We start from the raw sequence: 11,464 nt of genomic DNA on the forward strand, positions 1-11,464 counted from the left end.
TGAAAGCGCAGATCGCGCGGTTCGAGACCGAACACCAGTGCGCCGCGTGGCGCGCGGAAATCTCCAAAGAAACCGGCGTTCCCGCTGAGGCGTTACGCGGGGGAACGCGCGAGGAAATCGAAGCGCACGCCAAGGTGCTCGCTGAACTCCTCAAACCACGACCAGTTGTACGCGGCGCAGGCTCTCAGCCGGAGTCCCCGCGTCGAAGTGTGGAACTGGAAACCGCTAACCGCCTACTGGGTATTAACAATTAGAAAGGACTCCCATCATGGCACTGACAACAAGCAAGATCGCCCTCCCCAAGGAGGTTGTCGCTTCTATTGCGACAAAGACTAAGGACGATTCCGTCATCGCGAAACTCTCCCCTTCCGAACCTCAGCTGTTTGCTGACAAGGAATACCTCGTGTTCAACGGGGCGTCTGAAGCGGAGATTGTTTCCGAGGGCGCAAAGAAAGGCTCTTACGAGCAGGAACTGTCCACTGTTGCCGCGAAGCGTCACAAGCTCGTGACGACCACTCGCGTGACCGACGAGCTTAAGTGGGCTGACGAGGACGATCGCCTGGAGATCATCTCGAAGATCCAGGAAGACCAGTCAAAGGCCATTGGCCGCGCCCTGGACTACATCGTTTTCCACGCGTTCAACCCCAAGCCCAAGACCCCGATTGACGGTGCGACAGGCCTGGCAACATCCGGCGTGCAGGTGACGTCTTCAGGCAAGCCGGTCAATGACATTGACCTTTTGGCAGACGCAGTGGTTGACGAGTACGACATTAACGGCGTGGCCTTGTCGAAGACGTGGGCGTCAATGCTGCGCAAAGAACGAGTCGCAGCCACTGGCCAGCGCTTGTTCCCTGAGATTCCGCTTAACCTGAATGCCGGGTATTTGGATTCGATTCCTGCAGCCACGTCAGGCACTGTGAACGGTCGCCTGATCACTCCCGAGACCGGCGTGCTGGCAATCATGGGTGACTTCAACATGATCCGCTGGGGTTTGGTGCGCGACGTGTACTCCGAGATCATCGAATACGGTGATCCTGACTCCACGGGCATGGACCTGAAGGGCTACAACCAGATCGCCTACCGTACTGAATGCGTGCTGACGACCGCTGTTGTTGACCCGCATGCGTTTGCAGTGCTCAAGGCCAAGGCGTCGGGCGCGCGCGGCTGAAAAAGGTGATGACGCATGAGTAAGGATGCCACCGTGGTTGTCACTGTTGGAGAGCTGGAATCACGGTGGCACCCACTCTTGGGAGATGAGCAGAAGCAGGCAGAAAAACTGCTGGCCGACGCTGTGGACGTGATTAAGGCCGAATGCTCCCACTGGGGGACCCTGCCGGAAGAGCGCGTGGTTCGTGTTGCCTGCCAGATGGTGAAACGAGCCATGCTGGCAGGCGACTGGGCGGGGATCACTCAGCGGTCTGAAACAGACGGCCCGTTCACGGAGTCATTCACGTTTTCTAACGCTGACGGCGACCTGTATTTGACGAGGAGTGAACGCAAGGCTCTTGGTATTGCAGGCCAGCGCGCGTTCTTCGTTGACATGGCAGACGGGAGACCGCGCGGTGAGTGAAGTCGTGGAATTCTTCCGGCCTACCAGTGAGGGGCGCACAACGCCTGTGTTGAGTACTAGCGCGCTCGTCGCACCAGTGTCACGCACAGACCAGGATACGCCGGTCTCTACTGGCGTGACTGTCGCGTACGACATTTACGCGCGGTCGCGTACACCAACCGGCGTGCGTGAGGGCGATGTTGCGGTGGTGCGCGGGCAGCGCCTCCTCGTCGTGAGCGAGCCTGCCGTGTGGCACCGCAAACGCGGTGGCGGGCACGTCGGTGACGTGATCAGCGTCGGGTGGAAGAAGGGCTGAGCGGTGGGGCGAACAAAGTTTGTTTTCAACCGCCGCGAGTTCTCCCAGCAGGTGTTGAAGAGCCGCGCGATTCAACGCAAGTGTCACGAGGGGCTGGAAGCAGCCAGCGGCGGACGCTCCTACGTGTTCGTGCGTGATCAAACCCAAGGCAAGACGAGAAACGGAGCGGTAGCAATCACGAACGCTGGCAACCGTGGCGTCCTGCAAGAAATTCTCGCGAATACGAGGGTCACATGATTCCCTATGTTTCAACACGCAAGCTAGCTCACGAGCTTGTCGCCCTACTTGGCAAGCGGCTCGACGGCGTGACGGTCGCTGAGCATACTCCGCGCCTGGACGCGCCATACAAGCTGCTCGTCATTGAGCCTGTCCCCTCCAGCAGCATCACCGCTGTGACTCGGTATATGCGTCTCCAGCTCACAGTCTCGGTCATCACGGAAGCGCTGACCGGTGACTTTAACGAGGCTGCTGAAATCTTCGACGACGCGTGCAATGTCCTTGCAGCCTGCCCTGGCAGGATCGTGCACTGCGAAGTCGATTCTGGCCCCATTCGCACGCCCGACAGTAACGGTGCGATAGCAGCGTACGGGGTTCTTCTACTACACGTGACCAACTAACCCGTCTATTGAAAGGACATGACAATGTCTGAAACTGATTACATCACTGAGATGAATGATGCTGACCGCGCGAAAGTCATCAAGCAGTACGCGCTGTTCTTGTTCCCTAAGGGCACTCTCACCGGGAGCACAGTCCCCACGTCGAAGAAGTGGACCCCGCCCGCGGGGAAAGAGCCCATCGGCTATTCCACTGAAGACGGGGCTGTCCTACACCCCGAGTCAGGTGAGGAAACAGAGCTGAAGGGGCATAACGGGGACGTGATTGTCTCCGAATCGACTGGCGGGTATTGGACGCTGCAACTGGCTGGCGTGGAGTGCCGTCGTGAGGTCGCTGCCGCATATTTCGGCGTGCAGGCTGATAGTGAGGGCGCGATCCATGTTGATGACGCGTCCAACTCTGCTGAGTGGGAACTTGTGCTAGCGGCTCTCGACCACAAGGGGCGTCCGATGGTGCTGTACGTGCCGTCTTCCAGCGTCGGTGATCGTGATGACGTGTCGTTGAAGTACACGGAAATGATTTCGATGAGCTTGACGTTCAAGATGAAGCGCCTGCCGGGCAAGCACATGTTCTCCCTGTTCGGCTTCGTTGAAGATGGTGCAACAGGCACACCATCAGCTGCTTCTACTGGCAGTGAGGAAAAGTGATGGCAGAGACGACTTACACGCCTGTCGAGGTCGCCCTCGACACGACCGACGAGCTGGAAGACGTCCACCTGGACGTCCTGGGAGTGAAACTGGACCTGCCTAACCTGAACTCGTCGAACCTGCCTATCGAGCTCGTGCAGGCCGTGTTCCTCGCGAAGTCGAAGCCGCTGCGCAGTGAGGCGGATGACGCGCACATTACCAGCGTGTTTCTCGCGTACTTCGAAGCAATGCAGCCTAATTTCTGGAACGCGTTGCGCACGAGCGACAACCCGCTGGCCTACTTGGCTGCGACCGTGCAGACGTGGGCGGAGCAGTCCGAGTTGGACCCAAAAGCGCTTTCCTCCTCGTTCTCTACCAGAACCACAGGCACGCGCTGACAGTCGATTGGCTGGCAGCGTTCGGCCTCGTGTGGCAGCCATTGCGGTGGGACGAATGGGCTCATGGGAAAAACCGGTGCGCGATCAGTTTTGGTGGCGCGTGGGAAGCCACCAGGCAGATTCTCATGGACCATTCGTCCCACTCGTGGACGGCTCTTACCGGCGCGTGGTACATCCCAACGGGCGCGGAAGCAGTGTTCTGGGATCAGGCAGCGGCAGAAAAACGTATCAAAGGAAGGCCCGTGTCATACAGGCCGTGGCTAGAAACGCGCCTTGACCCGTTCGCCCGGGTGAAAAGCATGAAAGTCAGCGCGGAAACGCTGCAGGCGCGCGAACGTTTGCATGAGGTTTTCAACTTCTAGAGAGACAGGGGGGTTGGTGTAGGTGGCTCAAGATGTCGGCACCGTATACGTGCAGGTAGTCCCCTCAGGCAGGGGCTTCGGCAAGTCGATTGAGGGCACGGTCGACCAGTCCGTGCAGCGCGGCTCCAAGACCGGGTTCTCCGGGCTGGCCAAGCGTGCTGGCGGAGCGTTCAAGACCGTTGGCAGTTTGGGGCTTGGCGCTATTACCGCTATCGGCGGTGGGCTGGCTGGGCTTGCAGGCAAAGGCGGTTTTGAGCGCGCGCTGAACATTGAGCGGGCGCAAGCCAAGCTGAAAGGCTTAGGGCACGACACCAATTCCGTGTCAACCATCATGAAAAGCGCGTTGGACTCCGTGAAAGGCACCGCCTACGGGCTGGGTGACGCGGCAACAGTGGCGGCCTCACTGTCCGCCGCAGGCGTGCAGTCCGGCGCGCACATGACGAAAGTTCTCAAAACTGTTGCCGACACGGCGCAAATCTCAGGCCGCTCCCTGAACGACATTGGCACGATCTTCGGGTCGGTCGCTGCGCGCGGAAAACTCCAAGGCGACGACATGCTCCAACTCATGTCCTCCGGGATCCCTGTCCTCGCCATGCTCGGAAAGCACCTGGGCAAGACGTCCGGGGAAATCTCCGACATGGTCAGCAAGGGGCAGATCGACTTCCAGACGTTCGCTGACGCTATGGAAGAGGGCATGGGCGGTGCCGCTCTCAAGGCCGGGGAAACATTCGACGGCGCGATGGCGAACGTGCGAGCAGCCCTGTCCCGCACTGGCGAGAAGTTCGCAACCCCCGTCATGAACGGGCTAAGAGACCTGGCAAACAAGGCGATCCCTGTCATCGATAACCTCACCGAAGCGCTCCAACCATTGGTCGACGGGTTTGGCGACAAGCTCGCTCAGGCTGTGGAGTGGGCGTCAGGAAAGCTTGACGCGTTCAACCAGTCTCTCGAAGATGGGTCATTCAACGCCGGGGAAGTTGCTGGGAGACTGGCTCAGGCTGCTGGCGGGTTCGCCGCGCTCACGTTCGGTGGAGACATCTTGAAGAATGCTCCCTCGTGGTCGAAAATGTTCAGCCCGCTCGATGACATTCCCGGCAGGCTGTCGACCAGCACCCAGTCAATCGGAGACGCGCTCTCCTCGTTCAGTGAGGACCTGTCAGTGCGCTGGCAGTACGTCAAGGACGCTTTCTCCCATGTTGGCGACATTGGCAAAGACCTATTCAAAGTCGACGCTATCAAGCAGGCTCTGGCGGATAAGGGAAGTCAGATCGGTGAAGCGCTCAAAGGCATCGGCGGGAAAGCCAGTGAAGCCGTCTCAGGGCTTACAGGCAAGATCACCGGCGCGATTTCACCACTAGGCGAGAAGATTAGCGGCGCGTTCTCCCCCATCACCAGTAAGATCAGTGACTTCGGCGGGAAGATCGGTTCAGCCCTGAGCCCTGTTAAGGACTCTCTCGCAAGCGCGTTCGGCGGGCTCGGCGAGGGGCTGCAAGGCCCCCTCGAAAAAGTTGGCGGCGTTATTGGGGACTTCTTCAAGCCAGGCCGCTTCCTCAAGTTCCTTTCATTCGGAACGCTCGCTGCTGGCTTGGTGGCTGGTCTTGGCGCGGTTGTCTCCAATGGAGGGGCTGAGCTGTTCGGCCAGATCAACCAGTTCGCCGCGCAACTGCCCGCAATGGTGCAAGGATTCGTCTCCCAGCTGGTGGCGAACATTCCGATGTTCATTCAGACCGGCACGCAGGTTATTACGACACTGCTGGAAGCGATCATCAGTGCGCTCCCCACTCTCTTGTCTGGCGCGGGGCAGATCATTCAGTCACTGGTCACTGGCCTGTCGGCAGCGCTGCCCACGCTGATTCCGCTCGCAGTGCAGGCAGTGTTGACTCTAGTGCTGGGCTTGGTCCAGCAGATCCCGTTGCTCATCCAGTCTGGGCTCACGCTTCTGAAAGGCCTCGTTGATGGCGTGCTCAGTGCGCTCCCTATGCTCATTGAGATGCTCCCGCAGATCATTAACACGCTGATTACTGGCATTGTGGAAGCGCTCCCGATGATCATTCAGACAGGCGTTGAGCTGTTGACCGCGCTGATTAACGGGATCGTGACTGCTATTCCCATGCTGATCGGAATGCTCCCGCAAGTCATCAACACGACTGTCACGACCCTGATCGATAATCTTCCACTGATTATTAACGCTGGTATTCAGCTGTTGACCGCACTGATTTCCGGTCTCGTGCAAGCGATCCCCGCGCTGATCTCAATGGTTCCGCAAATCATCACGACCATTGTGACAGTGCTTGCCCAGAACTTCCCGAGTCTTCTGCAGGCCGGTATTCAAGCCATCGGGCAGATCATCAGTGGCTTGGCGAACGCGCTGCCTGGAGTGCTCAGCAAGGCGAAAGAGATTCCGTCGATGCTCATGAATGGGATTGGGAATGCTGGGCGGATGCTCTTTGACTCTGGTAAAGCGATCATCAGCGGCCTGATCAACGGTATCGGCAGCATGGTCAGCGGAGTGAAGAACGCGGTGTCGAACGTGCTGTCTGCGGCGCGTAACCTCCTGCCTTTCTCCCCCGCGAAAGAGGGACCGTTCTCCGGTAGAGGGTGGACTCTGTACTCTGGCCGATCAATCGTTGAAGCGCTTGCGACTGGCGTCACGCAGCGGTCGAAAGTGTTCACTGACGCGGTGGAGTCAACGCTTGCCGACGGTAGGCAGCGGATCGCCTCATCGGGCGAGTTTGGGCGCGGGTTTAGCCAGGCACTGAAAGCCGGGTGGGACGACGCGCAGCGCGGATTCACTCCCCAATCGTTGAACTTCCACGCGTCCGGAGCATTGGCATCCGTCATGAATGTTGCTGGCCAGCAGGCTGACGTGGTGGAGCAGTTGCGCGCGCTCCGAGAGGAAATGCCGGTCAACATTGCCAGGTACACGCCGGTGATGAGCGCGCGCGACCTCGCGAGAATCAAATAATGCAGGAGGGTTTAGGTGGAGTCAATCAAGTTGACGTTCGGAACCGCGTTTAACCCTGAGGTTTTCAGCCTGTCGGGCGATCAAGGCCTGTACGCGCAAACCGCAACCACGATACGCGGATACGCTTCCGACTACGAGCTCACAGGTCATGGAATCTCCGCACTAACGCGGCCAGCACGAGAAATCCAACTGGAAGTGAAAACACACGCGGAGCAGGGAGTGCGTTCGCTCAAGCGGTTGATGCGCGCCGCTTCAACCCAGCTTGACGAGGCTCCCGCTCTGGTCACGATTGACAGGTGGATGCAGCACTGCCAGATCCCCACCATTGAGGTCACCGAAGTCACCCCACGGTTTTCGACCGCCACCCTGACACTCGCCCTTCTTGACGGCTGGTGGATGCTGGAAGGGGAAACCGTGTCGATCGTCCGCACTGAGCAAACTGACGTGGCGCTCGACCACGACTATGACCACGAGTATGACCTCGCTGGTGTCGCCTCCATCGAACGGATTGGGGCGGATGAAAACACTCTAGATGCTGTCGATGTGCTCATGAGGCTGCGTATCTTCGGGCCGTGCGCAAACCCGACGGTACAGATCGGGGACAACCGGTTCCAGGTCATGACGGAAGTCCCTGCGGACGGATATCTGACGGTCGACCCGCTTTCACGAACGGTGCTGGTTACCGCGTCTAACGGTGTGGAAACGGACGTTTTCCCGAAAGCTGTTAGAGGAGAAGGGTTGGATCGCGGTGAGTACATTTTCCAGCCGCTTCCACCGCGAGCACTCGAAGTGTCGTACCCGGGCGCGTTTGATTTTGACGTGACACCGATTTATCGGAGGCAGCACGCATGGTGACGTATCGCGAAACTGTCCCCCTCGTTGTCGCATCCCAGCAGCTCACCCCGATCATGGAGTTGACACAGTACACGCTGGATCTTGCCTACGGGACGTCAGAAAACAACTTCGAACTGACAACTGGTGTTCACCTACCTGCCGGGAGTCTGGTGTGGATGGATGGCACGCCTTACGGCGGGATTATCGACCAGGTGAAAACGTCAACAAGCACGCCAGGAATGTACGAGTATGCGGGGAGAACGTGGACAGGCGTGCTGGAGACGCGCATCATTGCGCCGCCCATGGGTGCCGACTATTTGACCCTTTCAGGAGACGTCGCAGCTATTGTCAGGAAACTGGTTGACACGGCTGGCCTGTCCAGCCTCCTAACCGTGAGTACAGCACCTGTTGGGCGGTCTGTGTCCGCCTGGCAGTTCGACCGGTACATCACGCTGCACGCAGGAATCCAGAAGCTGCTGGACCGCACGTCAACAAAGCTCGTTATCATGTGCGCGGACAACCAGGTGAGCCTGACTGTGAAGCCGTCTGCTATTCATCAGGTGGTGAGTGAGCGCGCACGGTTCACCGCCGCACATGACAGTGCTGGTGTCAACCATTTAATCGGCCTCGGTAAAGGCGAGCTCAGGGCACGCGAAATTGTCCACCGCTATGCGGACGCTAACGGTGCTGTGTCCGCGCGGCAGAGCCTGACTGGCATACGCGAAGTGCAAGCAACCTACGAACTGTCGAACAAGAGCGGCGCAGAACTGACTGCTGGCGTGGAGAAGAAACTCGCAGAGTTGGCTGGCGGCGCGACTAGCGTTGATCTGGAGATCATCGGGGACGCCGCTGACATTGATGTGGGCGACACTGTGACCGCTACCGATGATGCGACAGGTATCCGTGCTACTGCCCGCGTGGTCAAGAAAATCGTGAAAGTGTCCAATAGTGGTGTCATCACCGTGTCCGTGGACGTCGGCGAAGGCGAATCAGCTCAATCTTCCACAACCAGAAGCGACGGTAGCGGTGAGCGGGCAGGAAGCGTCTCATACACGGCTGGCCGAGGCATCACAATCACTGGGAACCGCATCGACGCGGACGTAGCTGCAGCCGATTTGAAAAATCTGAAAGGCGACAAGGGCGATCCTGGCAGCGCTGCGTCAATCGAAATCGGGGCGACAACCACTGGCCCTGCTGGGTCTGACGCGTACGTCGAAAACGTGGGGTCAGCAACGTCAGCAGTCCTGCGCTTCACAATCCCGACAGGCCCGCAAGGCCCCACAGGTGCGCGCGGCCCCGTAGGCCCACGTGGTGGTACAGGGCCTGTAGGACCGCAAGGCCCTCAAGGCGATCCGGGGCCGCAAGGTCCTCCTGGTGATGCCAGCGACACGGCAACCATTTTCACAGCCTGCTACCCGGTGGGCGCGCTATTCCACACGACTCGAAACACTAATCCGTCAACGTACGCGCCCGGAACCGCGTGGAGCTTGCGCGACTCGCTGAACGGGTTTCTATGGGAAAGGAGAAGCTAATGCGCACGACTGACCTCACGCGCTACACATGCGACCGCTGCCAGACAAGTGCGATTATCGCGAAAGGGGATCCAGCGAAAAACTGGCATGACATTCGCCGGTGGGACGCCTCCGACGTGGAGTCCTACAAGCTGCTGTGCGAAGCGTGCTTCAAGGCGTGGAAACCGCTGCAGCAGCGGCATGACATCGAGTTCCAACAGTTTATGACCACGGTGAGCATTGAAGGAGAGTGATCATTATGGCAATGGAGCTAGTGACCGGAAAAGCTGGTGTCCCGCATATCTCATCTGAAGACATCGGCGCGTACCAGGCAGCAGTGTCGGGAACCGGCGTTATCCAGTTGCAAAACTACAATGGCACGTTCCCCGAGGTGACCTTACAGAACGCGAACAAGGTAGTCGTCCCGCCGATGATGCTCCTGCTGGACGGGCGGTTCGTACGTATTACTGCTGCGGAGACTGTGACGATCCAGTCGGGCTCGTCGGGCTATAAGCGTCGAGACTTGATTTGCGTACGCTATTCGCGCGACTCCAGTAGCGGCGTCGAATCAGTCACGTTGACTGCCGTGCGGGGAACGTCAACCAGTGGAACGCCTTCAACTCCGTCTGTATCTGGCTCGATCATCAGGGGATCTAGCGTTGCGACGTACCCTATTGCGAGCGTGGACATCGACGGGATCACGCCAAAACAGCCAGTCATGCTGGTGCAGAAGATTCCTTCTACAGGGGACGTTCTTACGCAGATCGATGCTCTGAGTCCGCAGCGTAGTGAAGTGAGTGTTGGCGGAGCATGGAAGAGCGACCCGGGTTTAGGTGGATTCACCATTCATAAGACTGGAGACCACGTGGTCTTCCAGGGCGCGCTGCGTCTCGTCAATGGGTGGGACGGCAAGGGGACAAGCCTCATTTGCAATCTCGCCAGCGAGTTTTGGCCGAAAAAAGACCAAGTTTTCGCAATGGCGAACCGAGTGGGAACAGTGTACGTGCGCTCAGGCGGCCAGTTTGAGGTACATGGCGGAGATTCGGCATGGACAAAATGGGACTACATCCCACTCAACATGATCAGCTATTGGACGGATTAGCAGAACTGAAGAACAAGAAAACGGAGCCCGACAGTCACTGTCTGCCGGGCTTTTCTCATGCCCATTTTTGAGGAGGAAAAAGGTGGACGGACAAGAAGAATTCGACGCGCTCATGGAGCACGGTGACACGGCGAATGACACTCCCGCAGACACTGCTGAGATCGTGGAGGTGGAATACTGATGGCAACCGCACTACAGGTTCTCGCCACCGCGTCCGGCGAGGTCGGATACTGGCGTTTTGGTGATCCTCTGGAGGGCACGAAGTACGGGCGCGATTATGCTGCCCGTCACGGCGACTACTACGGGGCGAGCGGTGTCCCCTACTGCGCAATGTTCATATCCTACTGCCTGCGCGCAAACGGGATTACGGACTTCGACTACGCGTACGTGCCGTACATGATCGTGGAGGCGCGCCGACGCGGCTGGCTGCTTGGTGTCACTCAGGCGCGGGCTGGGGACATTGTCTGCTTCGACTGGGATTCCGATGGCGTGGCTGACCACGTGGGTTTCTGCGAGATCCCCTACTCCTACAAGATGCAGACCATTGAGGGCAATACTGATGGCGGGCGCGTCAAACGTCGTGTACGCGATCACTCTGTGATTATTGCCGTGATCCGACCCCCATACACTGGCGTGTCTCGTCCGGTCGTGCCCGCTGGCACTCTCGCTGTGGACGGTGACTGGGGCAAGACCACCACGCGCGCCTTGCAGCGTATTAATGGCACGCCGATCGACGGGATTATCTCCAGTCAGTATGCGCCGAACATGCAGTATTTCCCGGCCTGCGCGTGGGCTGGCAGTGGCTGGCAGTGGGAGGGCGAGAGCGCCCAGGGCAGCCAGCTCATCGCACGAATGCAAAAAGCCTTCCGCACAACGCCTGACGGGATCGCGGGACCGGCTTTCGCCCGTGGGCTGCAGCAGTACTACAAAGTGAGCGTGGACGGATATATCGGTGCCGACTCTGTGCGCGCCATGCAGCGCGCTATCAACCGACAACTAGGGAGGAAATGATGTTGGGTATTGAATTTGACCCACTCATCACGTGTGGGCTGGTTGGTTTTGTGTGGCCGCTAGTGCAGGCTGTTTTCGACCGCCCTGAATGGACGGCCAACCGGCGACGGCTGATCGTCCTGATCGCGGGCGTGCTGCTGGGTGTCGTGATCTGGCTGGCAGGCGTGTACCCCGC

The 11,464-nt window shown here is 58.9% G+C and carries 15 protein-coding genes; all 15 read left to right on the forward strand.

What is annotated here, in order from left to right; genetic code table 11:
• A partial coding sequence (locus QP093_RS09825) for a hypothetical protein (RefSeq protein ID WP_285016345.1) occupies window positions 1–254 on the forward strand: 254 nt, incomplete at its 5' end.
• A 14-nt stretch (window positions 255–268) separates the two neighbouring features.
• Entirely contained in the window at window positions 269–1,168 is a 900-nt protein-coding gene (locus QP093_RS09830) for a phage major capsid family protein (protein ID WP_285016347.1), read from the forward strand.
• Window positions 1,169–1,183: 15 nt separating this feature from the next.
• Window positions 1,184–1,570, forward strand: coding sequence for a Gp19/Gp15/Gp42 family protein (locus tag QP093_RS09835; protein WP_285016348.1), 387 nt, complete (start codon window positions 1,184–1,186; stop codon window positions 1,568–1,570).
• A 49-nt stretch (window positions 1,571–1,619) separates the two neighbouring features.
• Complete coding sequence (locus QP093_RS09840) at window positions 1,620–1,865, forward strand: hypothetical protein (RefSeq protein WP_285016349.1); 246 nt, start codon at window positions 1,620–1,622, stop codon at window positions 1,863–1,865.
• Window positions 1,866–1,868: 3 nt separating this feature from the next.
• Complete coding sequence (locus QP093_RS09845; protein WP_285016351.1) at window positions 1,869–2,102, forward strand: hypothetical protein; 234 nt, start codon at window positions 1,869–1,871, stop codon at window positions 2,100–2,102.
• Entirely contained in the window at window positions 2,099–2,482 is a 384-nt protein-coding gene (locus QP093_RS09850) for a hypothetical protein (protein ID WP_285016352.1), read from the forward strand. The genes QP093_RS09845 and QP093_RS09850 overlap by 4 nt, the downstream gene beginning before the upstream one ends.
• Before the next feature lie 24 nt (window positions 2,483–2,506).
• Window positions 2,507–3,127: a phage tail tube protein gene (locus QP093_RS09855; RefSeq protein WP_285016354.1), complete on the forward strand. Its 621-nt coding sequence runs from the start codon at window positions 2,507–2,509 to the stop codon at window positions 3,125–3,127.
• The gene (locus tag QP093_RS09860; protein ID WP_285016355.1) at window positions 3,127–3,504 is read left to right on the forward strand and encodes a hypothetical protein; all 378 of its coding nucleotides are present in this window, start codon (window positions 3,127–3,129) and stop codon (window positions 3,502–3,504) included. The genes QP093_RS09855 and QP093_RS09860 overlap by 1 nt, the downstream gene beginning before the upstream one ends.
• Window positions 3,429–3,866, forward strand: a complete 438-nt coding sequence (locus QP093_RS09865; RefSeq protein WP_285016357.1) for a hypothetical protein — start codon at window positions 3,429–3,431, stop codon at window positions 3,864–3,866. Before QP093_RS09860 ends, QP093_RS09865 begins: the two co-directional genes overlap by 76 nt.
• 22 nt (window positions 3,867–3,888) lie before the next feature.
• Window positions 3,889–6,831 carry a tape measure protein gene (locus tag QP093_RS09870; RefSeq protein ID WP_285016358.1) on the forward strand — a complete coding sequence of 981 codons (2,943 nt, stop codon included), beginning with the start codon at window positions 3,889–3,891 and terminating at the stop codon, window positions 6,829–6,831.
• 15 nt (window positions 6,832–6,846) lie between these two features.
• Window positions 6,847–7,686 (forward strand): hypothetical protein, encoded by an 840-nt coding sequence (locus QP093_RS09875; RefSeq protein WP_285016359.1) that lies wholly within the window; start codon window positions 6,847–6,849, stop codon window positions 7,684–7,686.
• The gene (locus QP093_RS09880) at window positions 7,680–9,197 is read left to right on the forward strand and encodes a Gp37-like protein (protein WP_285016361.1); all 1,518 of its coding nucleotides are present in this window, start codon (window positions 7,680–7,682) and stop codon (window positions 9,195–9,197) included. The genes QP093_RS09875 and QP093_RS09880 overlap by 7 nt, the downstream gene beginning before the upstream one ends.
• Window positions 9,197–9,430 (forward strand): hypothetical protein, encoded by a 234-nt coding sequence (locus QP093_RS09885; RefSeq protein ID WP_285016363.1) that lies wholly within the window; start codon window positions 9,197–9,199, stop codon window positions 9,428–9,430. The genes QP093_RS09880 and QP093_RS09885 overlap by 1 nt, the downstream gene beginning before the upstream one ends.
• 5 nt (window positions 9,431–9,435) lie before the next feature.
• A complete protein-coding gene (locus QP093_RS09890; protein ID WP_285016365.1) occupies window positions 9,436–10,278 on the forward strand; it encodes a hypothetical protein in 843 nt (280 codons plus the stop codon).
• Window positions 10,279–10,458: 180 nt separating this feature from the next.
• Entirely contained in the window at window positions 10,459–11,289 is an 831-nt protein-coding gene (locus tag QP093_RS09895; protein ID WP_285016367.1) for a CHAP domain-containing protein, read from the forward strand.
• The last annotated feature ends 175 nt before the right edge of the window (window positions 11,290–11,464 follow it).

It is taken from the genome of Pauljensenia sp. UMB10120 (genome assembly GCF_030212035.1).
Taxonomy (GTDB): domain Bacteria; phylum Actinomycetota; class Actinomycetes; order Actinomycetales; family Actinomycetaceae; genus Pauljensenia; species Pauljensenia radingae_A.

Excerpts from the sequence above, each read along its gene's own strand:
- QP093_RS09830 (WP_285016347.1), top strand. The coding sequence starts at position 269 with ATGGCACTGACAACAAGCAAGATCGCCCTCCCCAAGGAGGTTGTCGCT.
- QP093_RS09835 (WP_285016348.1), top strand. The coding sequence starts at position 1,184 with ATGAGTAAGGATGCCACCGTGGTTGTCACTGTTGGAGAGCTGGAATCA.
- QP093_RS09850 (WP_285016352.1), top strand. The coding sequence starts at position 2,099 with ATGATTCCCTATGTTTCAACACGCAAGCTAGCTCACGAGCTTGTCGCC.
- QP093_RS09855 (WP_285016354.1), top strand. The coding sequence starts at position 2,507 with ATGTCTGAAACTGATTACATCACTGAGATGAATGATGCTGACCGCGCG.
- QP093_RS09860 (WP_285016355.1), top strand. The coding sequence starts at position 3,127 with ATGGCAGAGACGACTTACACGCCTGTCGAGGTCGCCCTCGACACGACC.
- QP093_RS09880 (WP_285016361.1), top strand. The coding sequence starts at position 7,680 with ATGGTGACGTATCGCGAAACTGTCCCCCTCGTTGTCGCATCCCAGCAG.
- QP093_RS09885 (WP_285016363.1), top strand. The coding sequence starts at position 9,197 with ATGCGCACGACTGACCTCACGCGCTACACATGCGACCGCTGCCAGACA.
- QP093_RS09890 (WP_285016365.1), top strand. The coding sequence starts at position 9,436 with ATGGCAATGGAGCTAGTGACCGGAAAAGCTGGTGTCCCGCATATCTCA.
- QP093_RS09895 (WP_285016367.1), top strand. The coding sequence starts at position 10,459 with ATGGCAACCGCACTACAGGTTCTCGCCACCGCGTCCGGCGAGGTCGGA.